Origin of the sequence: Sphingomonas sp. 22176 (assembly GCF_052045505.1) — a bacterium.
In the GTDB taxonomy this organism is placed as follows: domain Bacteria; phylum Pseudomonadota; class Alphaproteobacteria; order Sphingomonadales; family Sphingomonadaceae; genus Sphingomonas.
This window is the reverse complement of record NZ_JBQEPL010000011.1, coordinates 43506-67664: the sequence shown is the minus strand read 5'-3', so window position 1 is coordinate 67664 and position 24159 is coordinate 43506. Positions and strand designations below refer to the sequence as shown.

The window sequence follows — 24159 nt, the reverse complement described above, 5'->3', positions numbered from 1 at the left end:
GGCGCCATGATTCTGCCCGTTCTGCTGCTGATGCTCCAGACCACCCCGGCGTTCAACGCCGAGGAGGAGATCATCGTCGTCTCGCGCCAGTTGCGCATGATCAAGGTCGACCTGAAGACCGACAAGCGCGAGGACGGCCTGCATCTGCGCAGTTGCCGAATCCTCCGCGGCTCGGGACATAGCGATCTCGATGCGATTCCCTGCGGCGTCGCCGAGCAATGCGTCGCCGACGGCGTGCCCTCGCGGCGCATGCTGAAGGACTGCGTCGAGGATCGCTCGACCAGCCGGATCAACCTGGTGCTGGCCTCACGGCGGATGGCGCGGGCCGACTGACCGGCCTCAGCGCTGCTCGCCGAGTCCTGTCGCCGCCCAGGTGATGCCGCCCAGCAGGTGCTGGAGATAGCGGTCGTCGCGGTACATCTCCGCCTCGTGGCCGAGCAGGGTGACGAACACCCTGCCCTTCTCGTAGCGGTGGAACCAGGCCTCGGGATGATCCTTGCCCATCCGTTGCCCCACCTGTCCCGGCCAGATGCGGGTGGGATCATAGCTCGCCTCGTCCACGCCGAGCACGCGGTGGATCGCGATCTCGAACGGATCGCTGGTCACATAGAATTCGTCGCTCCACAGCCAATGGTCCGGGAGCCCGAACGCTGCCGGGAAGCCCTTGTCGAGCACGTTCACGACGGCGGTCTGGATCATCGGATGGTTAACGAAGCTGCGCCCGACCAGCTTCTCGTACCAGGGCCACGCCCCTGAAGGGATGATCGCGGCGCGGTGCACCACCATCGCGTTGCCGCCGGCCTGCAAATAGTGCTCAAGCCCCGTCCGTTGGGTAGGCGTGAACTCGTCGGCGGGCGTATTGAGCAACAGGATTGCCGCATAGCGGGTGAGGTCGCCATCGAGCGGCGCGCCGTCCTTGTGCCAGGCGACGGCGAAGGCGTGGAGGCGACCGAGCTTTTCGAGGCTTTCACGCGCCACTGGGATGTATTCGTAGTGATATTTGCTGGGCGCTGCGATCACCAGCAGCGTGAACTGCGGATCGGCCCGCCCCACGGTGGGCAACAGCAGCGCGGCAAGCGCCAGCAGCAGGCGGACCACAGCCTTCATCGCGCGCTGCGTTCCGCGCTGAGCCGCGACATCAGGATCGCCGCGCGCTTGGCCTGGCGGCGGATGCTGGCGAGGTCCACCGTCTCCCCCGGAGCATGGTCGCCGGTGCTGTAGGTGCCCAGCCCCGCCAGGCTGTCGACATCGGCGGCGACGAACGAAATGTCCCCTGCCCCGCGCTTGAGCGGATCGAGTGCCGGCATCTCCGGCAGCCCGAGGTCCCGATTGACGCCGTTCAGCGCCGCCAGCAGCGCGCGGTTGCCGTCGGTCGGCGCCATCGCTGGATAGCCCTCGCCGAAGCTGATCGTGGCGTCGGTGCCCGGCGCGTGCGCGGCGACGATCGCTTCCATCTTGGCCTTCACCCGCGCGGTCTGCTCGGAGCTGAGCGTGCGGAAGTCGCCGGTGGCGATCGCGGTCGCGGGGATGATGTTGGTCTTGCCCGCCGCGGTCGCATTGCCGCTTTCGTCGATGGTGGCGCGGGCGCCGCCGGCGATTACCCCGGTGTTGAAGGTGAGATTGGGCTCGGGCAGTTCCTTGCGGAAGGCGGCGAGGATACGCGTTAGCTCGTTGATCGCGCCGTCGCCGAACTTGGATCCGAAGATCAGCGAGCTGTGCCCGGTCTTCCCGGTAGCGCTGATCCGCCAGTCGATCGTAGAACGCCGCGCCACCGAGCCCATGTCCCGCCCGCCGTCGATCACCAGCCCTTCGTAGTCGAGCGCGACATCGGCATGCTTGCCGGCGGCGATCAGGTCGGCACGGGCGATGCTGTGCGGGCTGCCCGACTTCTCCTCGTCGCCGGTCAGGACGATCTCGATATTGGCGGCCTTGAGGGTGCCGGCGGCCTGCATCGCCCGCAGCGCGGCAAGCATCACCACCATGCCGCCCTTGTCATCCCCTGCCCCCGGGCCTTCCGCCAGATCGCCCTTGCGCACGAACTTCTGGAAGGGCGAGTCGGGCTCGAACACGGTGTCGAGGTGGCCGATCAGCAGCAGGCGCTTGGTGCCGGGCTTGCCCTTATGGGTCGCGATGAGATGGCCCGCGCGCTGCACCGCGTTCATCGGCTTCCAGGTCACCGCGAAGCCCAGCGGCTCCAGCTCGGTACGCATCCGCTCGCCTACCTTAGTGACACCTGTCAGATTGAGCGTTCCGCTGTTCTGGTTGACCAGCGTTTCGAGCAGCGCGACCGAGCGATCATATTCTGCATCGACGGTCCGGGCCATCGCCGTTTCTGCTGGCGAGAGGTGCTGCGCGGCGGCAGGCGCGATGGCGGCCGTGCCGGCCACCAGCATTGCGGCAAGGCGGGAGAAGCAAGACAGATTGGTCACCGGCGTCCCTTTGTGTCAGGCGCCCTTCAAACCACGCCCGCGAGGAGCGAGCAAGCCGGTCGAAGTGATTTACGAAAGCTGTCGGGCAAGATCCGCAAGCAGGATGCGGGCGACGGGCTGGTCGCGATCATCCTCGATGTCGAGGCTGCCGCGTACCGGCGTGCGCCCGTTTCGGTGCCGCAGCAGGGAGCGGGCGAGGCTGTGCCCGGCGATCAGTGCCTGCCGCAGGTCGGGCAGTTCGCGACGCTCGGCAGTGTGGGGGTGGTGATCCGGGGTGCAGAGGCGGAAGCGATAGGCGGGCATGCGTGGATAATGCCCACGCCCTCAACAAGTTGCTGCCGGTTGATGTATATTATTGTTGCTTCCTGCGTTGCGCCGATTGGGCCTCTTTGGCTGGGCTCTCGATCTGTCCGTGTCCCCTTCTCTCTCCTTATCCAAAGAAGAGGACTCGACGCCTGGTTAGGAGGTTTCTTGAGTCGTTACGGAGTTAAGCGACGCCGTCGATCCACCGAATCGCGCCAACTCCGCGATTCGGCAAAAAACCGCGTTCCCATTGTGTCGAGTATCCGTTCCCGAAAGGTCGACGGCACCGTTCCCGAAAGGTCGATAGATCGTTCCGGAAGGGTCGAATGCCGTTCCCGAAGGGTCGAAAGGCGGTGCAGCGGACCTGATTTTTGACGCGTCTGCGGGTGCAGTATCCACAGGTTGAATCAGTTGGAGGGCACCTGTGGATAAATAGGTTCAAACCAGAGTCGCAAATGGCGACGCTTTCGTCCGGGCGCCATATCCGCCCGACACTTCGGGAACGGAGCACCCGCCTTACCGCCCGCTTCCTCAGCGCAGCTGATGCTTGTTGCGGGCGTGCCACTGGCGCACGAACCCCAGAAAGGCGTTCTGATAGTTGGCGGGCGTTCGCGCCGGATCGGCCTCCACCCAATCGCGAAACTGGCGGTGCAGATCCTGATAATCCCAGCCGGGGCATTCGCGTCGGGCCTGCTCCAGCGTCGCATCGGTGAGCATGCCGCTCGTACCGCGCGTCGCCAGGCTGGTGACCGTCCGGCGGAGCAGCGCGCGCGCCTCGGCGCCGAGCGGTTGCGGCTCGGCTTCTTCGGGCTGCTTGGTAGGCCGCGTGGCTGGTTCCACGGGGGCGGTCGAGGTCACGGGCCGAACCTCCCCTTCCCCGCGCCGCCGCATCCGCAGGCTCGGCTCGCGCTTGCCTGCCGGCGTCTCCAGCGACAGCGTATAACCCGGCAGCTCATCGCGTTCGACGATCTTGGCGAGCTCGAACTTGAAGCGGCGATATTGCCCTTCGGCGCCCGACTTCTCGAACAGGGTCGGCATCGAGATGGCGAAACCGGCCTCCCCTGCCCCGCCGGCATGTTTGCGCGCGACCTTGTAGAGCCAGCGCTCGCGGCCGCCGGTCAGGTCGAAATAGGCACGGTCGATCGACAGCACGCCGCCGGTCATCAGCACGCCTTCGTAGAACCAGCTCGACAGCTCGATTGTCATGCCGCGCGAGCGCTCGGTGCGTTCGTCGACCAGCTGGGTCCAGCCGTCGAGCCAGCTGAACGTCGCTTCGCGGCGGTTCTCGGCGCGGATGTTGGTCTTGATCGTCGTCGCCACCAGCCGATCGAGCGATTGGCCAAGCAGCTCATAGGCGCGCCCCGTCGTCGGCCGGCCGATGGCGCGCAGCAGATCATAGGGCATCAGATGGAGCTTGCGCGGAATGTCGTTGCGGCCGCGCCGCGCCATGTCGGCGAGTACGCTGGCGCAGTAGATCAGGATATCGGCATCCCAGATCGTCGCCATGCCGTAATCGGGATTGGCCGAGACATGGACCCACAGCTTGCCGTCCGGGCTCTTGTAATCGATCGGCTTGGCCCGCTTGGTCTTGGCCAGGCTGAAGAAGGGACGCTCCATCATCTCGCGCTGATCGCGCAGCGGCATGTCGGCGAGATAAGGGAGGAACAGGTCGAACTGTTCGGGGATCGACTGGCGATCGGCCTGGGTCATGAAGCCTCGAGGAGCATGGTGGGGGAGGGGCGTTTCCCCGGGGAAACGCGGGGCGATCCTTGGATCGCGACGTCGGTGGACGAGAGAAGGGCACGAAGCCAAGGGGGTGTTTCCCCGGGGAAACGGCCACCATGTCCGGCGCCGTCGTTTCCCCGGGGAAACACGCTCATGGCTGCAACCCGCGGCCTTCGCGCTCGAGCTGGTCGAGCGCGTCGCGGAAGGCATTGACGAGATGATCGCGGCTCGCACCCGAGCCGGCATGCAGCCGCACGGTCACGCCCTGGCGATTGACCGACAGCACGCTAAGCGCGGTGCGTCCGCTGGGCATTGCCCAGGAATATAGCTCGTCGGCCAGCTGCGGTCCCGAGGGTGCCGCAAGCAGCCGGCGCAGCACATCGGCGGCGGCAAGGGGCGCATGCCCGCGCGCGCGGCGTTCAGCCTGTTCGCGCGAAAGGGCCTTGGCCTCGGCGAGGATCGCCTTGGCCGCCACCTTGTCGTCCAGCGCCTGGGCCAGCGAATAGGCGGGCTTCAGCAGCACGTCGGCGGGGGAGGCGAAGGCAGCAATCACCGCGTCGGGAATGCCCGCCACCTTGATCATCTTCGACAGCCAGCCCTTGGAGAGCTTGAGCCGCTCGGCCATCCGGGTGAGGTGGTTGCCGTAATGCCCCTTGAGCGCCTCGGCATAGTTGCGCGCACGCTCGAGGTCCGACACGTCCTTGCGGGCGCGGTTCTCCAGGTCGGCGAGACGGAAGGCGGCCTCGTCATCCAGCTGCGCGACCTGGGCCACGAACTGCATGTCGGGATAGCTGTGCGCACGCAGCCACGAGATCGCGAAATGGCGGCGCGTGCCGGCGATCACTTCATAGTCGTGGTCGGCATCGCCTTCGATCCGGCGCACCACAGCGGGGACCTTCTGGCCGTTCTCCGCAACGATCGAGTCGATCAGCTCGCGGACATTCTCCTCGTTAAGGTCGGCATAGATCCGGGCGTTACCCGGCCAGATGCGAACCCGCGACGGGTCGAGCAGCAGCTGGGTGACCTGGCGCACCTCGCCCGAGGCGACCCGTGCCAGCGCGGACTCGCGGCCGAGCAGCGTGGTGCCGCGCGTGCGGGCGAGCCGGGGCGGCAGTTCCGGCTCGGCAGCGGGGGAGGGGAGTGGGGCAGGCGCAGACGGCGCAGGCGCGTCCGCTTCCGCCGCGGCTTCCTCGGCGAGCAGATCGGCGAGATAGTCCTTCTGGGTACGTGCCACGGTTCAGCCCTTCTGCCCGGTTGCGGCGATGCGCTCAGGCCGCTTCATTGACGACATCCTCTTCGCTCGCGGGGGCGACGCGGCCCCAGTTGCGGCGAACCAGCGCCTCGACCTGGCCGAGCGCTTCGTCGAGATTGGCCTTGCAGCGCTTGTGGGTGCGCGCGGTGCCGATCGGGCGATCCAGCTCGTAGATCGTCATCATCCGCATCGCGGCATGGCTGATCTCGGCCGATTCGAGGATCGGCACCGGCAGCAGTGCGGGACCGAAGGCCTGCTCCATGATCTGGCGGACCATCGCATGGCTGGGATCATTGCCGTCGAACTTGGAGCAGATCAGCCGGACGAAGTCATATTGTACGTCGATGCCTGCTTCGGTCAGCTGGTGGAGCACCTGGTCCATCATCGAGAGGAACTGGACGGTGGAGCAGAAGTCCGGCGTGGTCGCGGCCAGCGGCACCAGCAGCGCGTTGGCCGCCTGCATCACCGCCAGGCTGATCGTGCCGAGCGCGGGCGGCGGATCAAGGATCACCACGTCATAGTCGCGGGCGAGATCGTTGAGGCCCGCCTTGAGCTTGCGGAAGCGGGTAGCGAGGATCGAGCCGCCATCGGCGCCGGCCGCCGCCAGCTCATATTCGACGTCGAACAGCTCGAGGTTCGACGGGATCAGATCGACGTTCGGCCACGGCGTCTTCTTGACCGCATAGAGCAGGTCCGCCTGGGTCGGATCGATCGACAGATAGGGGTAGAGCGTCTCTTCGCGGGTGATGTTGAAATGCGGATTGAAGCCGAACAACGTGGTGGTGGTCGCCTGACTGTCGCAATCGACAACGAGCACGCGGTACCCCTGCACCGCGAAATAATGGGCGAGGTGGGTGGTGACCGTCGACTTGCCGACGCCGCCCTTGAAGTTCTGCACCGCGATGATCGCCGGCACGTCGAGCGGTGCGCGGGCAGGGGAGGCACCGAGCACCTGCCGCATGTTGAGCAGCTCTTCCACCGTATAGCCGGGGCGCCGGCCATTCTCGCTTGGCGGGGGCGGGGGCAGGCGACCATCGTCTTCGGCCATGCGGATGCGGTTGGTGGAGCAGCCGAGCAATTGCGCCGCCTCGGCAATGCCGAAGCGGACATGGAGTCCCTTGCGACTTTCGGGTAAGAAGGCCTTGCGCCGCAACCGTTCGATCATGCGCTCGCCGGCATCAGCAAGCTCGCCGATCCGCTCAATATCTGAATGCATTCGTGCCTCGCCCCGCGCGGTTGAATGAGAGTTACGAGACATATCTCATATTTCGTTCAAAACGGCAAGGTTAGCGCCATAACGGCGCAACTATCCGGGCATGCGATTGTTATAGCGGCGTGGGAGGACTATATTCAGACCGATAATGGTCTGAAATTATATCCATAAGGGTCGGAGACCGAGATGCGCTACACCGAACAGGTCAAGCCTGTCAGCTATTTGAAGGCGAACGCTGCCGACGTCTTGCGTGGGTTGGCGGAGGGTGGCGCACCGCTGGTGATCACCCAGAATGGCGAGGCGCGTGCCGTGTTGCAGGACGTGGCAAGCTATCAGGAGACGCAGGAAACCCTGGCGCTGCTCAAGCTGATGGCGCTGGGCACGCGGGACGTGGAAGCCGGCCGCTTCACGCCCGCACGCGATGCCATCGCCCGTCTGCGCAAGGGCAAGGCCGACACCGCCGCATGAGCGGACGCTACACGGTCTACCTCACCGACGGCGCCGAAACCGATTTGGCCGAGATCCATGGCTGGATCCGCGACCATCGCTCGGAAGAACAGGCTGATGCCTTTCTGGACGCTATGCTGACCAAGGTCGATAGCTTGGAAACCTATCCCGAGCGCGGCAGCGTGCCCCGCGAGCTCGACGCGCTCGGCATCCGCGAGTTTCGCCAGCTGGTGGTGCCGCCCTATCGACTGATCTACCGCGTGATCGTCGATCACGTCTTCGTGTTTCTCATCGCGGACGGGCGGCGCGACTTCCGGGCGCTGCTGGAGCGCCGTCTGCTCTCGGCCTGAGCCGCGCTCAGCCGTGCGACCAGCCGAACTGGCCGGCGGCGATCGCGGCCTGGGTGCGGTTGCGGACGTTCAGCTTGCGCATCACCGCAGTCATGTGGACCTTCACCGTCGCCTCGGCCATGCCGAGTTCATAGGCGATCTGCTTGTTGAGCAGGCCGGAATGGACGCAGCGCAGCACCTGCATCTGCGTGGGGGTCAGGCGCGGGGGTGCCGACGTCTCGACGCCGATTCGTTCCATCTGCTGTGCTTGAGTCGCGGCTTGCATGCCCATCCTCCCTCGCCGATCCGTTTTCCGAGGCTCTGCCTCCAGATTCGTTAACGTTAACGTAGGCCAACTTGTAGGACAGGTTCAAGTGCAAATTTGCGCGGCTCCCTGCAATAGATCGTTTCGGCTGGCAATTTTATTCGCATCCGCCTAGAACCTGTCCGATAAGTTGCCGGGGAATATCCGGCGGAGGATGGGGAGGGTCATGGCGGTTGCAGGGGCCCGGAGCGCGGGGCGGTGAACCAGCCGCGACTATCCGATCACGCCTATGCGGCGATCGTCGAACTCATCAAGGCCGAGGATCTCGAGGTCGGCGCTCGGCTACCCTCCGAGGCGCGGCTGGCGGAAATGTGCGGCGTCTCGCGCGCGATCGTCCGCGAGGCGCTGGTGCGGCTCGGCTCGGACGGGATCACCGAGGTGCGACGCGGCGCCGGCTCGTTCGTGAAGGGCCGTCCCTCGGAGCGACTGGCCGCGTTCATGCCGCTTGCCGAGCTGCCGGCGACGCTGGGCAGCTACGAGGTGCGCTTCGTGCTGGAGACCGAAGCGGCACGCCTCGCCGCGGTCCGGCGTACGGCCGAGCAGATGGCGGTGCTGGAAGCCGCGCTCGACGCGCTGCGCACGGCGCTGCTGTCCAGCGCACCCGCCCATGTCGAGGATCGCGAACTCCACCGCGCGATTGCCGATGCGACCGGCAATCTCGCCTTCCAGCAGGCATTCGACGCGCTGTGGCCCGATGTCGAGAAGGTGATGCAGGCAGGCGTCGACATCTCGCGGTCGCGCTCGGCGGATGTGATCGCGGTGATGCTCCACGAGCATGAGGTGATCGTCGATTCGATCCGCGCCCAGGATCCCGAGCGCGCCGCGCTGGCGATGCGCTGGCATCTGGGGGAGGGGCGTCGCCGGCTCATGCCCTGAGCGCAGGCTGCTCCAGATAGGCCAGGACGCGGTCGCACAGCGTCGCGGGGGGCAGGGTTGCGGGGAGGATCAGCACGCCTTCGTCGGGCTGCGGTCGTTCCAGCGTCTCCAGTTGGCTGTCGAGGAGGCTGGTGGGCATGAAATGGCCCGGCCGCGCCGACATGCGGGCGAGGAGCTGCGCCCGGTCCGCCTCCAGCAGCACGAACTGCACCGTGCCGGGGATCTCGGCGCGCAGCCGATCGCGATAGACGCGCCGTAGTGCCGAGCAGGCGGCGACCGAGACCCCGCAGGTGTCGATCGACGCCGCCACCGCCGATCCGATCCGATCGAGCCAGGGCCAGCGGTCCGCATCGGTGAGGGGGGTGCCATCGCGCATCTTCACCACCGCTTCGGCCGAGTGGAAGGCGTCACCCTCCAGAAACACGCAGCCCAGCGCATCGGCGAGCAGCGCGCCGAGCGTCGACTTGCCGGAGCCGCTGACCCCCATCACGATCACGGCCGCAGCGGCAGACGATCGGGCAGGCAGGTCGGACATGGGCAAGCTCCGGAAAAGAGGGGCAGCCTCGCTTGTGAAAGGCTGCAGCGATGCTGAAAACTACGACCTTGGTCGCAGATGCCGCTAGCCCTTCAACGGGTTAGCCCATGCAATCAAGAACTAAGCTTAGTGTGGGGATGGATATGCGCTGCTTCCTGGCCGGTCTGCTCGTCGCGACCTCGCTCACTGCGCCGGCGGTGGCGCAACATGCGTCGGTCTTCCCCACCGCGCCGGACGAGCCGCGTGCGGTGACGGTCAAGGCGCGCGGCGACGGCAAGGCGGACGATACGGCGGCGATCCAGAGGGCGCTCGATGACGCGCGCGACGCCACGCGCCACGGCATCGTCTTCCTTCCCTCGGGTCGCTACCGGATCAGCCGCACGCTGGTCGTGCCGGCGGGCGTGCGCGTCTACGGCGTGGGGCCGACGCGGCCGACGATCCTGCTCGGCGCGAGCACCCCCGGCTTCCAGCAGGGCGTCTCGACGATGATCGTGTTCGGCGGCGACGATCAGTATGCGGTCGGCAAGGTGCCGGTGCCCGTCCCCAATGTCGTGCCGCGCGATAGAATCGTCCGCGACGCCAATTCGGGGACTTTCTATTCGTCGATGAGCAATGTCGACATCGAGATCGCCGAGGGCAATCCGGGCGCGGCGGGCGTGCGCTTCCGCATGGCGCAGCATGCCTTTCTCAGCCACATGGAGTTTCGCCTCGGCAGCGCCTTTGCCGGGGTCTACCAGGCCGGCAACGTGATCGAGAAGGTCGCGTTCAAGGGCGGGCGCTACGGCATCGTCACCGAGAAGACCTCGCCCGCCTGGCAGTTCACGCTGATCGACGCGCAGTTCGACGGCCAGCGCGAGGCGGCGATCCGCGAGCATGAAGTGGACCTGACGCTGGTCAATGTCGCGATCCGAGACACGCCGGTCGGGATCGAGATCGACCGCGGCTATTCGGACTCGCTCTACGGCAAGGACGTGCGGTTCGAGCGCGTGTCCAAGGCGGGCGTGGTGATCTCCAACGAGGACAGCGCCTTCACCCAGATCGGCTTCGACAATGCGGTGGCAGTCGACAGCCCGGTCTTCGCCCGCTTCCGCGACAGCGGCAAGACGGTGGCGGGGAAGGGCAGGGCGTACCGGGTCGGCGCCTTCTCCTATGGCATGAAGGTGCCCAAGCTCGGCGAGATGGGGAAGACCGACCTCCAGGCGGAGATCCAGCCGCTGGCGAGCGCCCCCGCACGCCGCGACCTGGCGGTGCGCCCGCTGCCGCCGATGTCCGAGTGGGTCAATGTCCGCAAGCTGGGGGTGAAGGGCGACGGCACCACCGACGATACCGCCGCGCTGCAAAAGGCGATCGACGGCAATCGCGTGCTCTATCTGCCGATCGGCTTCTACAAGGTCACCGACCGGCTGAAGCTGCGCCCCGACAGCGTGCTGATCGGGCTGCACCCGGCGACCACCCAGCTCTATATCCCCGATGACAACCCCGCCCATCGCGGGCTGGGCACGGTCATCCCGATCCTCGAGACCCCGCAGGGCGGCGACAATATCCTTTCGGGCCTCGGCCTGTTCACCGGCCGAGTGAACCCGCGCGCCTCGGCGGTGCTGTGGCGCTCGGGCGCGAACAGCCTGATGCAGGACGTCAAGATCATGGGCGGCGGCGGCACGCCTACCGCCGACGGCAAGCCGCTCGGCACCCTTCAGGGTCGAACTGGCGATCCGGTGGCCGAGGGGCGGTGGGACGCGCAATATCCGAGCATCTGGGTGACCGACAATGGCGGCGGCACCTTCACCAATGTGTGGAGCCCCAACACCTTCGCCCAGGCTGGCTTCTACGTCACCAACACCAGCACGCCGGGGCATGTCTACGAGATGTCGGTCGAGCACCATGTCCGCAACGAGTTCGTGCTCGACAATGTGGCGAACTGGGAGTTCCTCGCGCCGCAGACGGAGCAGGAAGTGGGCGACGGCCCCGACGCGGTCTCGCTGGAGATCCGCAACTCGCGCAACCTGCTGTTCGCCAACTATCACGGCTACCGCGTCACCCGCAGCTACCACCCGGGGAAGAGCGCGGTGAAACTGTTCAACGCCTCGGACATCCGCTTCCGCAACGTCCATGTGAACGCCGAGAGCGGCTTCGCGGCCTGCGACGACGAGGGCTGCGGGACCTTCCTGCGCGTCAGCAAATATCCGTTCGACAATGCGATCGAGGACGTGACCGGCAAACGCCTCGTCCGCGAGCGCGAATTCGCTCGGCTGGACGTGGGCGCGGTCGAGCGGCAGGTGGCGGAGAAGCCGCTGACGGGCAAGGTCGAGAAGCTGGAGGACGGCTTCTACTCGATCTCGGGGGCGACGGTGGATGCACAGGGGCGGCTCTACTTTATCGATCGCCGCTTCCAGCGGATCCAGCGCTGGACCGAGGCCAAGGGCCTGGAGATCATCCGCGACCATGCGCTTGATCCGGTGAACTTGGCAGTGGATGCCTCGGGGCATCTGCTGGTGCTGTCGTCACTGGGGCCGAAGGGCGCGGCCTATTCGATCGATCCGGACGGGCCGCGTGACCAGCTCACCCGCATCGAACCGACACCGATCAGCGCGAGCGCGGGTGCGAAGACGCTGCTGCCGGTCAACTGGTGGGCAAACGGCGAATTCCGCGACCAGCTCAACCAGCAGACCTATCAGTTCACCACCATGGCCGAGCTGTTCGCCAAGGAAGCGAGCGAGCCCAAGACCCAGGCCTATGTCTCCCCCGACGGCAGCGTCGTGCTGCCCGCCTTCCGGGTGTGGCAGCAGGGGCCGATCGACCATGTCGGCTGGCGCTGGTCGCACGCGCTCAACGCCAACGGCCTGGTCGGCGGCAAGCAGGGCGAGCGGCTGTTCGTCACCAACGGGTCGGAGAACATCACCTACATCGGCACGGTGGGCCCGGCGGGCACGCTGACCAACCTCAAGCCCTTCGCCAATCGCGGCGGCGAGAGCGTTGCGGTGGCGCCGGACGGGCGCGTCTATGTCGCGAACGGGCAGGTGTTCGTCTACGGCGCCGACGGCAAGGAAACCGGCCGGATCGATGTGCCCGAGCGGCCGCTCCAGATCCTGTTCGGCGGTGCGGACAAGCGCACGCTGTTCATCCTCACCCATCACGCGCTCTACGCCACCCGGCCCTGAGCGGCCCTGAGCGGTTCGCGGGCATCTACCACCTATGTCGTAGATGCCTGCGACGCGGCGCAGGTCTAGCGTCGCAACATCATTGCCACGGGTCGGATAACGCCCGGAAATCATTGGAGGGGTTCGTCGCATGAAAGCCAATCTCACGTCGCAGCTGCGCCTTGGCGGCGCGAGCCTGATCGCGCTCGCGGCCATGGGATGGGCAAGCGCGGCGCATGCCCAGACTACCGCGGCTGCCCCGGCGCCCGCCGCCGAAGTGCCGCAGGCGGACACTCCCGCTCAGACCGATCAGAACGACCAGATCGTCGTCACCGGCTCGCGCATCGTCGCCAGCGGCTTCACGGCGCCCACGCCGACCACCGTGATCGGCGGCGAGCAGATCGCCGCCAATGCGCAGCCGAACCTGTTCAACACCATCGCCCAGCTCCCCTCGCTCCAGGGCTCGACGGGCGCGGCGACCGGCACCTTCAGCACCTCCAGCGGCACCCAGGGCCTCAGCTCCTTCTCGCTGCGCGGCCTCGGGCCCATCCGCACGCTGACGCTGCTCGACGGCCAGCGCGTCGCTGCCGCGAACGTGAGCGGCGTGCCGGACATCAGCCTGTTCCCGCAGCTGCTGGTCAAGCGCGTCGAGGTGGTCAATGGCGGTGCCTCGGCCACCTATGGCTCGGACGCAGTCGGCGGCGTGGTGAACTTCATCACCGATACCCGCTTCACCGGCTTCAAGGCCAATGTGCAGGGCGGCATCACCACCTATGGCGACAACAAGCAGATCCTTGCCCAGGGCGCCTGGGGCGGATCGTTCGCGGGGGACAAGCTGCACCTGATCGTCAGCGGCGAATATGCCCATGACGGCGGCGTCGGCCCGGGCGATTTCGGCACCGATCTCGCCCGCAGCCGCAACTGGTACAAGGCGACGACGCTGCTCAACACCAACCAGACCAACAATGGTGCGCCGCAGTTCGTCTACAGCGACTATGCCCAGCCTTACCAATATGCCCGCTATGGCCTGATCAACAACGGCCCGCTCCAGGGCATCGCATTCGACGCCAACGGCACGCCGTACAATTTCAACTATGGCTCGGGCGGCCAGCCGCTCGGCAACGGCCGCGTGAGCAACTGCTATCCGGGCAACGCCTTCTGCGTCGGCGGTGACCTCAGCGGTGCGCCCGGTTCGGGCGCGTCGCTGGTCTCCAAGCTGCAGCGCGTCGTCGGCTATACGCGGATCGGCTATGATTTCGCGCCGGGCAACGAGTTCTACGGCACGCTCAGCATCGGCCAGGTCAAGACCAACAACCAGCCGAGCCCGGGCTATAACCGCCCGAACCTGACCGTACAGTGCGCCAACCCCTATCTGCCGCAGCTGGTGCGCGATCGCTGCGCGACGGCGGGGATCACCCAGTTCAACTTCGGCACCAGCAACGGCGCCTTCCCCGATCCGCAGGTCTATACCGACCGTCGTCAGTATCGCGGCGTGCTCGGCGCCAAGGGCAAGTTCTCGGCCGCCGGCGGCGAGTGGAACTATGACGCCTATTACGAACATGGCGAGACCATCGCGGACATCAACGTCCACGATATTGTGCTGCAGAACCGCTATGTCGCGGCGACCAACGCGATCGCGCTCAACGGTGCGATCGTCTGCGCCGATCCGGTAGCGCGCGCCGCGGGTTGCCAGCCGATCAACATCTTCGGCGGCTTCGCGCCCTCGGCCTCGGCGCTGGCCTATGTCACCCCGGCCGCCGGCCCCTTCCAGCACACCAAGCTGACCCAGGACGTGGTCAGCGCCAACATCTCGGGCAATCTGTTCGACCTGTGGGCCGGCCCGCTCAGCCTGGCGATCGGCGGCGAATATCGCCGCGAATTCTACCGGGTGAACGCCGATCCCTATGGTGCGGGCGCCAGCAGCCCCAACAGTGCCGACTATCCGGTCGATCCGCTGCTCAACCAGTCGCTCGGCAGCAACTGGGCCGCGGGCAACTACAAGAATGGCGGCGGCAAGTACAATGTCTACGAGTTCTCGGCGGAAACGAACCTGCCGCTGCTCGATAGCGAAAGCCTCGGTCGCGCCAACCTGAACGCCGCCGCGCGCTACACCCATTACAGCACCTCGGGCTCGGTATGGGCGTGGAAGGTCGGCGGCAGCTGGGCCACGCCGATCGACGGTATCCGCCTGCGGGCGGTCACCTCGCGCGACGTGCGTGCGCCGAACCTGTCGGAGCTGTTCGCCGCGCCGACCGTCACCACCCTGCCGAACTTCAGCAATCCGTTCCCCGGCGGGGGCGCGGTGCAGGCGTTCCAGAACACCATCGGCAATCCGAACCTCAAGCCGGAAATCGCCCGCAATACCGAAGTCGGCATCACGCTCGCCAACCCGCACTGGCTGCCGGGCCTCAGCCTGTCGTTCGACTATTACACGATCAAGCTGAGCGGCGTCGTCTCGACGCTGTCGCCGGACCAGATCGTGCGCTTCTGTGCCGACGGCAACCAGGCCTTCTGCGGCGGCTTCGTGCTCAACAGCCCGGTGCAGGGCGGCAATTTCATCAACGTCCAGCCGTTCAATCTGGCGAGCTGGAAGACCAGCGGCTTCGATATCGAGGCGAGCTATCGCTGGGCCCGCCCGCTCGGCCTGCCGGGCAACTTCACCGTCCGCGCGCTGGGCACGCACGTCAGCGAGTTCCTCGTCCGCGCCGGCATCGCCGGTGTCGCGACGGTGGACAATGCCGGTGCCAATAACGGCGCCACGCCGAACTGGAAGTGGCTGGCCACGCAGACCTACGATACCGACAAGTTCAGCCTGCTGGTGCAGGAGCGCTGGTTCTCCGACGGCAACTTCGGCAACCAGTATGTCGTTTGCCAGACCAACTGCCCGGTATCGACCGGCAACAACCCGACGATCAGCCGCAACTTCATGCCCGGCGCCTTCTATGTGGACGTCGGCGGCTCCTACAAGGTCACCCGCGGGTTGGAGGGCTATTTCAAGGTCGACAATCTGTTCAACGTCGACCCCGTCCCCGCGCCGCAGACCAACACCGGTCTCGACGTCAATCCGGCGCTCTACGACACGATCGGTCGCACCTATCGCATCGGTATGCGCCTGAACTTCTGATCCTTTCGTCCCCCCGACGATCTCCTGGTCCCGGTCGCAAGACCGGGACCTTTGTTTTGTGCGGAAACCGGAGCGACGGCGGGCGTTGAGGGCGGGTGCGCAACGCTGCGCCCGGATCAACGGAGACGAAGCATGACCGAAGCCACCCAGACTGCCGCCAAGACCGTGTCCAACGGCAAGACCGCGCTGACCGACGACATCCGCGCCCATTTCTCGGGCGATGCCCCGATCACCGAAAAGGCCAAGAGCTTCGCCAAGGCGCGGCCCTGGACCAGCGCCGCCTTTCTCGGCATCGCCGCGCTGGCAGTGCTGAACGGCGTGCGCGGCGTTCGTCCGTAAGGATCTGCCGGGTGGCGGCGCACCCGCCGCCACCCGGGGCCTGGACCTTTTGCGGCGTGCGGAAATACGCGTACTGGCAATCGGCCGTCGTCGGGGTTATATACCGCTCGTTATGAAAACCGCTGCCTGTACCGTAGCCAAGGGTCGCCCCCGCGAGTTCGACGTCGAAGACGCATTGACGGCGGCGCTCCGCATCTTCTGGACCAAGGGCTATGAAGGTGCCTCGCTGACCGACCTGACCGAGGCGATGGGCATCACGCGACCCAGCCTCTATGCGGCGTTCGGCAACAAGGAATCCTTGTTCTGCAAGGCGCTGGAGCTCTACGAGCGCGAGAAGATGTGCTATATCGGCCGTGCGCTCGAAGCACCGACCGCGCGGGGCGTGGCGGAAGCGCTGCTGCGCGGCGCGCTGGAGCGCCAGCGCGATACCAGCGATCCCAAGGGCTGCATGGGCGTGATCAATTCGGTGGCGTGCGGCGCCGAGGCCGAGTCGATTCGCGAGGAAGTGCTCAAGCGCGGCGAGGCCGCCAAGCGCGCGATCGTCGAGCGGTTCGAGCGCGCCAAGGCCGAAGACGATCTTCCGCCGCATGCCGATCCGGAGGGGCTGACCTCCTATATCATCGCGTTGATCCAGGGCATCGCGCTGCAGGGCGGGGCGGGCACCAGCTGCGCCGATCTCGAACGGCTGGTCCAGACCAGCCTGTCGATGTGGCCGGCGCGCTGAATAGACCTGCTTAGATTCAGTCGTTGGGAACGGTAAGCACCACGCCGGTCTTGTCTTCCTGCTTCGAGACCATCACCGAAACCTGCTTGCCGTCTTTCTCGCCGGTGATCATCGCCGCGTCGGGCATCAGCATGGACTGGGGCAGCTTCCACCCCTCCTTGGCCAGCGCGGCCTTGTAGAAATCGCCGACCTTGGCGACCGGATCCTGGGTCGCGAGCGTCACCATCTTGGTCTTGCGGCCCCCCGACTCGGTTTCCATCACGCCGTCGACGGTCGCGCCCGGATAGACCGGCGCATAGGCGGGCATCACCACCGCGGCCGCGGCGGCACCCTGCGTCGTCTTGATGCTGCCGTTCGCCGTGGTGATCGAGGAAGTCCCGGCGCTCTCGTCGGTCTTGTAGGTGGTGCCGGCGATCGTCGTGGACTTTTCCTTGGATCCGCAGGCGGTGAGCAGGACGGCGGCAACGAGAAGGGCACAGCGCATCGGGCAAGTCTCCCACGACAGATGCAGACGTTTGGAACGCCTGGGCAATGGTCGTCTACCCGCCGCTCGGTCGCATGGCAAACAGGTCGGGAGTGCGCGTGCAGCGGCTTGAAAAGAAAACGTTTCGCACACGCAAAATGCGCTTGCGAGGAAAAATACCGGCCGGTATAAAAAGCCTGTTGACGCACCGCAGCGCGACTTATATACCGACTGGTATAGAAGACGATCCGCCGCCCCCACGGGGTCGCGGGGCAGACGGAGACGCGGACATGCGCAAGCTTGCACGCAAGAAACGGGGTGAGCCCTAGGCTCTATCCCATCATACCCACGTAGTAACGGGCGCTGCCTGCGGGCAGGTGGACGGGGCGAGGTATCGCTGCGATCCATGGCGCACGACCAACAATATTCATCCCGGCACCCGGAACCGCAACAGGCGCTTTTCGGGAGGGCGGAGCCTTGCTCCCCGCCGGCGCAACCGAGGGAGAATGACATGGCATATCTCGATCTCACCGACATGGCCGGCAACGCAGCGACGCTCCCCGCCTTCCTCGCCGCGCCGCGCGAGGAAACCAAGCTGAGCGCACTCGAATGGCAGGTCGTCGCGATCGCCCAGCGCGATCGCATGTCCTCGCTGGAGGCGCCGAGCCGCCTCTCGATAGCGTTCGGCGTGATCTTCGGCGGCGAGCGCGGCAATCCGCGGCTGGCCGATCCCAAGCTCGAGGCGCTGCGTCGCATCGCCGTCATCTCGTGGCACCGCGGCTTCCGCGTGCCCCAGTCCGAAATCCAGCGCTTCCACGAGGCCGGCTACACGCCCGGCCAGCTGGAGACGCTGCTCACCAGCATCAGCCGTGGTCGCGCGGCGATGAATCAGGGGAACCATCATGAATATGCACGCGCCCATTGAGGGCGAAGCGGTGGCAGAACGGGCGCCTAGGCGTCTGCGCACCTGGCAGAAGGCGGCGCTGGTCGTCGTGCCGGTAGGCGTGGTCGCCGCCGGCTTCAGCCTGAGCGGGCGTAACGCCCCCGCCGTGGCTGCGCCGGTCGCACCCGTCGTCACCGTTGCCACGCCGCTCGCCCGCGAAGTCAACGAGTGGGACGAATATGTCGGCCGCTTCGAGGCGAGCCGCACCGTCGAGGTGCGGCCGCGCGTCTCGGGTGCCGTCACCGCGATCCACTTCAAGGACGGCATGGTCGTGAAGCAGGGCCAGCTCCTCTTCACCATCGATCCGCGTCCGTTCACCGCCGCCCTGGCCGAGGCCAAGGCCGGCGTGGCGAGCGCGCAGAGCGATCTGGCGCTTGCCCGCTCCGACCTCGACCGCGCCCAGCGGCTGGTGAGCGTCGAGGCGGTGTCGAAGAGCGATGTCGAACGTCTCCAGGCCCGCGTCCGCGCGGCCACTGCCGCTGTCGCCGCGGCGGAGGCCCGGGTTCGTGCGCGTGCGCTCGATGTCGAGTTCACCCAGGTGCGTGCGCCGATTTCGGGCCGCATCTCCGATCGCAAGGTCGATCCCGGCAATCTGGTCGCCGCCGGGGAAGGGCAGGGGGGTACGCTGCTCACCACGATCAACGCGCTCGATCCGATCTACTTCACCTTCGACGGTTCGGAAGCCTTGTTCCTCAAGGCCAAGCGCGCGGCGGGTTCGTCCGCCAGCCCGGTCGAGATCCGGCTGCAGGACGAAGGCGATTATCGCTGGAAGGGCCAGATCGACTTCACCGACAACGGGCTCGATCCCAAGTCCGGCACGATCCGCGGTCGCGCGGTGCTGTCGAACAAGGACATGTTCCTGACGCCGGGGATGTTCGGCAACATGCGGCTCGCCGCGGGCGGCAAGGCGCAGGCGCTGCTGGTGCCCGACGCCGCGATCCAGACCGATCAGGCGCGCAAGCTGGTCCTCACCGTCGGCGCCGACGGCACGGTGGTGCCCAAGCCCGTGGTGCTCGGCCCGGTGGTCGACGGCCTCCGCATCGTCCGCTCCGGGCTCGCGCCCCAGGACAAGGTGGTGATCGCCGGCACCCAGTTCGCCCAGCCCGGCGGCAAGGTGCAGCCCAAGGCCGGCACCATCGCGCCGAACGCCGCGACCGACGCGCCGATCGTCTCCGCTCCGGTCACGGGCCAGGCGACCTTCGCCCGCTGACCGAACTGCCGCCGGGCGCACCCCAGAGGCCCGGCGGCAGGTAGTTTCCGCATGCCCGTCCGCGTGAATGCACGCGGGCGCGAGCACGCGCGTCCGCTAGGAAAAGGAGAAGGCCATGCGCCTCTCACGCTTCTTCATCACCCGCCCGATCTTCGCGGCGGTGATCGCGATCATCATCACGATCCTGGGCGGCATCGCCTATTTCGCGCTGCCCATCTCGCAATATCCCGACATCGTACCGCCGACGGTCACGGTGACGGCCAGCTATCCCGGCGCCTCGGCCGAGACCGTGGCGGAAACCGTCGCCGCGCCGATCGAGCAGGAAATCAACGGCGTCGACGACATGCTCTACCAGTCGTCGCAGTCGACCGGCGACGGCAACGTGACGATCACCGTCACCTTCAAGACCGGGACCAATCTCGATGCCGCGCAGGTGCTGGTGCAGAACCGCGTCGCGGTCGCGATCCCGCGCCTGCCCGAAGAGGTACAGCGCCTCGGCGTCGTCACCCGCAAGACCAGCCCGGACTTCCTGATGGTCGTCAATCTGATCTCGCCGGACAACTCGATCGATCGCAGCTACATCTCCAACTATGCGCTGACCCAGGTGAAGGACCGCCTCGCGCGTCTGGAAGGCGTGGGCGACGTGCGCATGTTCGGTGCGCGCGACTATGCGATGCGCGTGTGGATCGATCCCGGCCGCGCCGCCGCGCTGAACCTCACCGCGGGCGACATCGTCCAGGCGCTGCGTGGGCAGAACATCCAGGTCGCGGCAGGCTCGCTCGGCCAGCCGGGCTCCAGCCCCAGCGGCAATGCCTTCCAGCTCAACGTCGAGACGCAGGGGCGCCTCAAGACCCCGGCCGAGTTCGGCCGCGTCGTCATCCGCACCGATAGCGCGGGCCGCCAGGTCCGCGTGAGCGACGTCGCGCGCGTCGAACTCGGCGCCGCCGACTATTCCTCCAACACCTATCTCTCGAACAAGCCCACCGTGATCCTCGCGGCCTTCCAGCGCCCTGGCTCCAACGCGCTCGCCGCCGCGCTGCGGATCAAGGCGGAGATGGACACGATCTCGAAGACCTTTCCCAAGGGCCTCGAATATCGCGTGATCTACAACCCCACCGAGTTCATCGCCCAGTCGATCGACGCGGTGTACCACACCCTCGGCGAAGCGGTGGTGCTCGTCGTCCTCGTCGTGATCGTGTTCCTCCAGAAGTGGCGGGCGGCGATCATCCCGGTGGTGGCGATCCCCGTGTCGCTGATCGGCACCATGGCGGTGCTGCTGCCAATGGGCTATTCGCTCAACAACCTGTCGCTGTTCGGCTTGGTGCTCGCTATCGGCATCGTCGTCGACGACGCGATCGTCGTGGTCGAGAATGTCGAGCGCAACCTCGCGCGCGGCATGACGCCGCTGGAAGCCGCGCGCACCTCGATGGACGAAGTGTCGGGCGCGCTGGTCGCGATCGTGCTGGTGCTGTTCGCGGTGTTCCTGCCGACCTTGTTCCTCAACGGCCTGTCGGGTGCCTTCTACAAGCAGTTCGCCGTGACGATCTCGGTCGCCACCGCCATTTCGCTGCTCGTCTCGCTGACGCTGTCCCCGGCACTCGCTGCGGTGCTGCTCAAGCACCACGAGGGCGAGGCCAAGGGGCGGATCGGGCGCGGGTTTGCGCGCGCGGCCGATGCCTTCAACCGTGGCTTCGAGCGGATGAGCAACGGCTATGCCCGCCTCACCCACAAGCTGGTCACCCGGCCGAAGCGGATGATGGTTGCCTATCTAGGCCTGATCGCCGCCACGGTCGCGACCTTCTGGGTGACGCCGGTCGGCTTCATCCCCGCGCAGGACCAGGGCTATTTCCTCACTGTCATCCAGCTGCCGCCGGGCTCGTCGCTCGAACGCACCGACGAAGTGATGCGCAAGGTCGTCGCACGCATCCTGCCGATCCCCGGCGTGAAGGGTTCGGTGATGCTCGCGGGCTTCGACGGCCCGTCGCAGACGCTCGCCCCGAACAGCGCCGCCGCATACGTGCCGCTGCAGAGCTTCGAGGAGCGCAAGAAGCTCGGCGTCAACATCGCCGGCATCATGGCCGAGGCGCGCAAGCGCACCGCCGACATCAACGAGGCGATGCTGCTCGTCGTCCCGCCGCCGCTCATCCAGGGCATCGGTTCGGCCGGCGGCTACCGCCTGATGGTCGAGGATCGCAGCGAGCATGGCTATCAGGCACTGGGCAACACCGCCTTCGGCCTGATCGGCCAGGCCAACAAGACGCCGGGGCTCGCCCAGGTCTACACCTTCTTCAACACCGCGACGCCGCGCGTCTTCGCCGATATCGATCGCCGCAAGGCTGAGATCCTCGGCGTGCCGCCGGAGCGGGTGTTCGAAGCGCTCAACGTCTATCTGGGCTCGGCCTTCGTCAACGACTTCAACATGCTCGGCCGCACCTACCGGGTGACCGCGCAGGCCGACGCGCCCTTCCGGGCGACCGAGGCGGACATCGCCAACCTCAAGACGCGCTCGGACGCCGGCGGCATGGTGCCGATCGGATCGGTCGCGACCTTTGAGAACAAGACGGGCCCGTATCGCGTCACGCGCTACAACCTGTTCCCGGCGGTGGAAGTCGATGGCGATACCGCGCCGGGCTACAGCTCGGGTGCCTCGCTCGACGCGATGGAGAAGCTCTCGGCCGAACTGCCTGCGGGCTATGCGGGCGAGTGGACGGGCATCGCCTATCAGCAGAAGATGGCGGGGAGCACCGCGGGTCTGGTGTTCGCGCTGGCGGTGCTGTTCGTCTTCCTGGTGCTGGCGGCGCAATATGAAAGCCTGACACTGCCGCTGGCGATCATCCTGATCGTGCCGATGTGTCTCCTGGCGGCGATGGCGGGCGTGAACCTGCGCGGCATGGACAATAACGTGCTGACGCAGATTGGGCTCGTCGTGCTGATCGCGCTCGCCGCCAAGAACGCGATCCTCGTGGTCGAGTTCGCCCACCAGGCGGAAGTCCGCGACGGCCTGTCGCCGGTGGAAGCCGCGGTGCGGGCGGCGCAGGACCGGTTGCGGCCGATCCTGATGACCAGCTTCGCCTTCATCCTCGGCGCGGTGCCGCTGCTGATCGCGAGCGGGGCAGGGGCCGAGCTCCGCCAGGCGCTGGGGACTGCCGTGTTCTTCGGGATGATGGGCGTCACCGGCTTCGGCCTGCTGTTCACGCCGACCTTCTACGTGGTGTGCCGCGCGCTGGGTGCGCGGCTCGCCCGGCGGCGCGGGCAGGGTGGGGCACACCACCAGCTCCAGCCGGCCGAGTAAACTGAACCAACCGGCGGGCGCTTCCTATGCGCCCGCCGCAGGAGATTTCGCATGCAACGCATGGCTTCGATCATGGCCGCAGTCTCGGCGCTGGCGCTTTCCGCCTGCGCCGCCGGCCCGAACTACACGGCACCCGCCCGGCCGCAGAGCGCCGCGGGGGCGTTTCTTTCCACCACCCCGGCGGTGTCGACCGCGCCGGTGCAGGAGGGCTGGTGGCGGCTCTATAACGATCCGGTGCTCGACCGGCTGGTGACCGAGGCGCTAGCCGCCAACACCGATGTCCGCGGCGCCGTCGCCCGCATCGAGCGCGCTCGCGCGACGTTGCGCGGCGCAACTTCGGACCGGCTGCCCCAGGCGACTGCTAGCGCCGGGGCCAATTATGGCCGCCTGCCGGTGGGCCAGCGCCCAATCGGCAGCGCGCAGAACGACTGGCAGATCGATACCGGCCTCAACGTCTCCTATGAGGTCGACCTGTTCGGCCGCATCTCGCGCAATGTCGAGGCGGCGCGCGGTGACGTCGCCGCGGCGCAGGCTGATGCGGATGCGGTCCGCGTGATCGTCGCGGCGGATACGGCGCGCGCCTATGCCGATGCGGTATCCTCGGCCGAGCGGCTGGCCGTCGCCGAGCATATCGTGGCGCTGCTCGACCAGTCGATCGACCTTACCCAGCGCCGCCGTAATGTGGGCCTGGCGACCCGCCTGGACGTCGCCCGCATCGCCGCGCTGCGCAACCAGCGCCAGGCCGACGTGCCGTCGCTCGCCGCCCAGCGCGACGCCGCGCTGTTCCGGCTCGCCACGCTGATCGGCAAGACGCCCGCCGAGCTTCCGGCAGAGGCACGCGAGCGCCACACCACGTTGCGGCTCGACCAGCCGATCCCGGTTGGCGACGGCGCCGCGCTGCTCGCTCGGCGGCCGGACGTGCGAGCAGCCGAGCGCCGACTTGCTGCGTCCACCGCGCGGATCGGCGTCGCCACCGCGGACCTCTACCCGCGCATCTCGCTGGGCGGGTCGGGCGGATCCACCGGCAACGATTTCGGCAACATCTTCGGCGCGGGGCCGCTGCGCTGGCTGGTCGGGGGGCTGATCAACTGGACGGTGAACCCGGCCCCGGCGCGCGCCCGCATCGCCGCGGCCGAGGCCGATAGCCGCGAGGCGCTCGCCACCTTCGACGGCACCGTGCTCACCGCGTTGCAGGAGACCGAGACCGCGCTGTCCAACTACGGCCGCGCGCTCGAGCGGCGCACCGCGCTGCAGGCGGCGCTCAACGAGGCCGAGGCGGCGGTGCGGATCGCCCGCGCGCGCCAGACTGAGGGCGACATCAACTCGCTCGACCTGCTCGACGCCGAGCGCACCTTCGCCGATGCGCAGGCCGCGCTTGCGACGGCAGATGCCGCGATTGCCGAGGCGCAGGTCAACCTGTTCCGCGCGCTCGGCGGCGGCTGGCAGCAACAGGCATGAGACCCGGACGCTGGCGCCGCTTCCTAACGGGAGCG

At 67.1% G+C, this 24159-nt stretch carries 21 protein-coding genes; 12 read left to right on the top strand and 9 right to left on the bottom strand.

Annotated features, from left to right (window positions below; genetic code table 11):
• The first annotated feature begins 6 nt into the window (after positions 1-6).
• Entirely contained in the window at positions 7-333 is a 327-nt protein-coding gene (locus tag ACTJKY_RS20795) for a hypothetical protein (protein WP_440847990.1), read from the top strand.
• 6 nt (positions 334-339) lie between these two features.
• Here ACTJKY_RS20795 and ACTJKY_RS20790 read toward each other — a convergent pair whose 3' ends face one another.
• From ACTJKY_RS20790 to ACTJKY_RS20765, 6 genes are all read right to left on the bottom strand, one after another.
• Positions 340-1107: a ThuA domain-containing protein gene (locus ACTJKY_RS20790; protein ID WP_440847989.1), complete on the bottom strand. Its 768-nt coding sequence runs from the start codon at positions 1105-1107 to the stop codon at positions 340-342.
• On the bottom strand, positions 1104-2393 hold the full coding sequence (locus ACTJKY_RS20785) for a M20/M25/M40 family metallo-hydrolase (RefSeq protein ID WP_440848000.1): 1290 nt from the start codon (positions 2391-2393) through the stop codon (positions 1104-1106). Before ACTJKY_RS20785 ends, ACTJKY_RS20790 begins: the two co-directional genes overlap by 4 nt.
• Positions 2394-2498: 105 nt before the next feature.
• Complete coding sequence (locus ACTJKY_RS20780) at positions 2499-2732, bottom strand: DUF6894 family protein (RefSeq protein ID WP_121080070.1); 234 nt, start codon at positions 2730-2732, stop codon at positions 2499-2501.
• A 531-nt stretch (positions 2733-3263) separates the two neighbouring features.
• The gene (locus tag ACTJKY_RS20775; RefSeq protein ID WP_440847988.1) at positions 3264-4442 is read right to left on the bottom strand and encodes a replication initiator protein A; all 1179 of its coding nucleotides are present in this window, start codon (positions 4440-4442) and stop codon (positions 3264-3266) included.
• A gap of 166 nt (positions 4443-4608) precedes the next feature.
• Complete coding sequence (locus ACTJKY_RS20770; RefSeq protein ID WP_440847987.1) at positions 4609-5691, bottom strand: ParB/RepB/Spo0J family partition protein; 1083 nt, start codon at positions 5689-5691, stop codon at positions 4609-4611.
• Between the two features lie 34 nt (positions 5692-5725).
• Positions 5726-6925: an AAA family ATPase gene (locus tag ACTJKY_RS20765; RefSeq protein WP_440847986.1), complete on the bottom strand. Its 1200-nt coding sequence runs from the start codon at positions 6923-6925 to the stop codon at positions 5726-5728.
• Positions 6926-7108: 183 nt separating this feature from the next.
• Between ACTJKY_RS20765 and ACTJKY_RS20760 the strand changes: the two genes are divergently transcribed.
• Both ACTJKY_RS20760 and ACTJKY_RS20755 read left to right on the top strand, forming a co-directional pair.
• The gene (locus ACTJKY_RS20760; RefSeq protein ID WP_440847985.1) at positions 7109-7390 is read left to right on the top strand and encodes a type II toxin-antitoxin system Phd/YefM family antitoxin; all 282 of its coding nucleotides are present in this window, start codon (positions 7109-7111) and stop codon (positions 7388-7390) included.
• Positions 7387-7719 (top strand): type II toxin-antitoxin system RelE/ParE family toxin, encoded by a 333-nt coding sequence (locus ACTJKY_RS20755; protein WP_440847984.1) that lies wholly within the window; start codon positions 7387-7389, stop codon positions 7717-7719. Before ACTJKY_RS20760 ends, ACTJKY_RS20755 begins: the two co-directional genes overlap by 4 nt.
• Positions 7720-7726: 7 nt before the next feature.
• On the opposite strand, the gene ACTJKY_RS20750 is transcribed toward ACTJKY_RS20755, so the two are convergent.
• On the bottom strand, positions 7727-7984 hold the full coding sequence (locus ACTJKY_RS20750; RefSeq protein ID WP_440847983.1) for a response regulator transcription factor: 258 nt from the start codon (positions 7982-7984) through the stop codon (positions 7727-7729).
• A gap of 237 nt (positions 7985-8221) precedes the next feature.
• Between ACTJKY_RS20750 and ACTJKY_RS20745 the strand changes: the two genes are divergently transcribed.
• Positions 8222-8899: a FadR/GntR family transcriptional regulator gene (locus ACTJKY_RS20745; protein ID WP_440847982.1), complete on the top strand. Its 678-nt coding sequence runs from the start codon at positions 8222-8224 to the stop codon at positions 8897-8899.
• Here ACTJKY_RS20745 and ACTJKY_RS20740 read toward each other — a convergent pair.
• Complete coding sequence (locus ACTJKY_RS20740) at positions 8889-9434, bottom strand: gluconokinase (protein ID WP_440847981.1); 546 nt, start codon at positions 9432-9434, stop codon at positions 8889-8891. The genes ACTJKY_RS20745 and ACTJKY_RS20740 overlap by 11 nt on opposite strands.
• A 137-nt stretch (positions 9435-9571) precedes the next feature.
• Between ACTJKY_RS20740 and ACTJKY_RS20735 the strand changes: the two genes are divergently transcribed.
• From ACTJKY_RS20735 to ACTJKY_RS20720, 4 genes are all read left to right on the top strand, one after another.
• Complete coding sequence (locus ACTJKY_RS20735; protein WP_440847980.1) at positions 9572-12592, top strand: glycosyl hydrolase family 28-related protein; 3021 nt, start codon at positions 9572-9574, stop codon at positions 12590-12592.
• A gap of 130 nt (positions 12593-12722) precedes the next feature.
• Positions 12723-15695, top strand: coding sequence for a TonB-dependent receptor plug domain-containing protein (locus ACTJKY_RS20730; protein ID WP_440847979.1), 2973 nt, complete (start codon positions 12723-12725; stop codon positions 15693-15695).
• A 132-nt stretch (positions 15696-15827) separates the two neighbouring features.
• Positions 15828-16034 (top strand): hypothetical protein, encoded by a 207-nt coding sequence (locus ACTJKY_RS20725; RefSeq protein ID WP_121080088.1) that lies wholly within the window; start codon positions 15828-15830, stop codon positions 16032-16034.
• Between the two features lie 112 nt (positions 16035-16146).
• Positions 16147-16758 carry a TetR/AcrR family transcriptional regulator gene (locus tag ACTJKY_RS20720; RefSeq protein ID WP_440847978.1) on the top strand — a complete coding sequence of 204 codons (612 nt, stop codon included), beginning with the start codon at positions 16147-16149 and terminating at the stop codon, positions 16756-16758.
• Positions 16759-16774: 16 nt separating this feature from the next.
• On the opposite strand, the gene ACTJKY_RS20715 is transcribed toward ACTJKY_RS20720, so the two are convergent.
• Entirely contained in the window at positions 16775-17242 is a 468-nt protein-coding gene (locus ACTJKY_RS20715) for a hypothetical protein (RefSeq protein ID WP_440847977.1), read from the bottom strand.
• A gap of 490 nt (positions 17243-17732) precedes the next feature.
• On the opposite strand from ACTJKY_RS20715, the gene ACTJKY_RS20710 reads away from it, so the two are divergent.
• The 4 genes from ACTJKY_RS20710 (at position 17733) to ACTJKY_RS20695 (ending at position 24124) form a co-directional block, all read left to right on the top strand.
• Positions 17733-18146, top strand: coding sequence for a hypothetical protein (locus ACTJKY_RS20710; RefSeq protein ID WP_440847976.1), 414 nt, complete (start codon positions 17733-17735; stop codon positions 18144-18146).
• Positions 18124-19374 carry an efflux RND transporter periplasmic adaptor subunit gene (locus ACTJKY_RS20705; RefSeq protein ID WP_440847975.1) on the top strand — a complete coding sequence of 417 codons (1251 nt, stop codon included), beginning with the start codon at positions 18124-18126 and terminating at the stop codon, positions 19372-19374. Before ACTJKY_RS20710 ends, ACTJKY_RS20705 begins: the two co-directional genes overlap by 23 nt.
• A gap of 115 nt (positions 19375-19489) precedes the next feature.
• The gene (locus tag ACTJKY_RS20700; protein WP_440847974.1) at positions 19490-22666 is read left to right on the top strand and encodes an efflux RND transporter permease subunit; all 3177 of its coding nucleotides are present in this window, start codon (positions 19490-19492) and stop codon (positions 22664-22666) included.
• A 51-nt stretch (positions 22667-22717) separates the two neighbouring features.
• Positions 22718-24124: an efflux transporter outer membrane subunit gene (locus ACTJKY_RS20695; RefSeq protein ID WP_440847973.1), complete on the top strand. Its 1407-nt coding sequence runs from the start codon at positions 22718-22720 to the stop codon at positions 24122-24124.
• Positions 24125-24159 lie beyond the last annotated feature (35 nt).

Excerpts from the sequence above, each read along its gene's own strand:
- ACTJKY_RS20695 (WP_440847973.1), top strand. The coding sequence starts at position 22,718 with ATGCAACGCATGGCTTCGATCATGGCCGCAGTCTCGGCGCTGGCGCTT.
- ACTJKY_RS20710 (WP_440847976.1), top strand. The coding sequence starts at position 17,733 with ATGGCATATCTCGATCTCACCGACATGGCCGGCAACGCAGCGACGCTC.
- ACTJKY_RS20750 (WP_440847983.1), bottom strand. The coding sequence starts at position 7,984 with ATGCAAGCCGCGACTCAAGCACAGCAGATGGAACGAATCGGCGTCGAG.
- ACTJKY_RS20775 (WP_440847988.1), bottom strand. The coding sequence starts at position 4,442 with ATGACCCAGGCCGATCGCCAGTCGATCCCCGAACAGTTCGACCTGTTC.
- ACTJKY_RS20790 (WP_440847989.1), bottom strand. The coding sequence starts at position 1,107 with ATGAAGGCTGTGGTCCGCCTGCTGCTGGCGCTTGCCGCGCTGCTGTTG.
- ACTJKY_RS20765 (WP_440847986.1), bottom strand. The coding sequence starts at position 6,925 with ATGCATTCAGATATTGAGCGGATCGGCGAGCTTGCTGATGCCGGCGAG.
- ACTJKY_RS20760 (WP_440847985.1), top strand. The coding sequence starts at position 7,109 with ATGCGCTACACCGAACAGGTCAAGCCTGTCAGCTATTTGAAGGCGAAC.
- ACTJKY_RS20785 (WP_440848000.1), bottom strand. The coding sequence starts at position 2,393 with ATGCTGGTGGCCGGCACGGCCGCCATCGCGCCTGCCGCCGCGCAGCAC.
- ACTJKY_RS20700 (WP_440847974.1), top strand. The coding sequence starts at position 19,490 with ATGCGCCTCTCACGCTTCTTCATCACCCGCCCGATCTTCGCGGCGGTG.
- ACTJKY_RS20705 (WP_440847975.1), top strand. The coding sequence starts at position 18,124 with ATGAATATGCACGCGCCCATTGAGGGCGAAGCGGTGGCAGAACGGGCG.
- ACTJKY_RS20780 (WP_121080070.1), bottom strand. The coding sequence starts at position 2,732 with ATGCCCGCCTATCGCTTCCGCCTCTGCACCCCGGATCACCACCCCCAC.
- ACTJKY_RS20795 (WP_440847990.1), top strand. The coding sequence starts at position 7 with ATGATTCTGCCCGTTCTGCTGCTGATGCTCCAGACCACCCCGGCGTTC.
- ACTJKY_RS20720 (WP_440847978.1), top strand. The coding sequence starts at position 16,147 with ATGAAAACCGCTGCCTGTACCGTAGCCAAGGGTCGCCCCCGCGAGTTC.
- ACTJKY_RS20715 (WP_440847977.1), bottom strand. The coding sequence starts at position 17,242 with ATGCGCTGTGCCCTTCTCGTTGCCGCCGTCCTGCTCACCGCCTGCGGA.
- ACTJKY_RS20755 (WP_440847984.1), top strand. The coding sequence starts at position 7,387 with ATGAGCGGACGCTACACGGTCTACCTCACCGACGGCGCCGAAACCGAT.
- ACTJKY_RS20740 (WP_440847981.1), bottom strand. The coding sequence starts at position 9,434 with ATGTCCGACCTGCCTGCCCGATCGTCTGCCGCTGCGGCCGTGATCGTG.
- ACTJKY_RS20730 (WP_440847979.1), top strand. The coding sequence starts at position 12,723 with ATGAAAGCCAATCTCACGTCGCAGCTGCGCCTTGGCGGCGCGAGCCTG.
- ACTJKY_RS20735 (WP_440847980.1), top strand. The coding sequence starts at position 9,572 with ATGGATATGCGCTGCTTCCTGGCCGGTCTGCTCGTCGCGACCTCGCTC.
- ACTJKY_RS20725 (WP_121080088.1), top strand. The coding sequence starts at position 15,828 with ATGACCGAAGCCACCCAGACTGCCGCCAAGACCGTGTCCAACGGCAAG.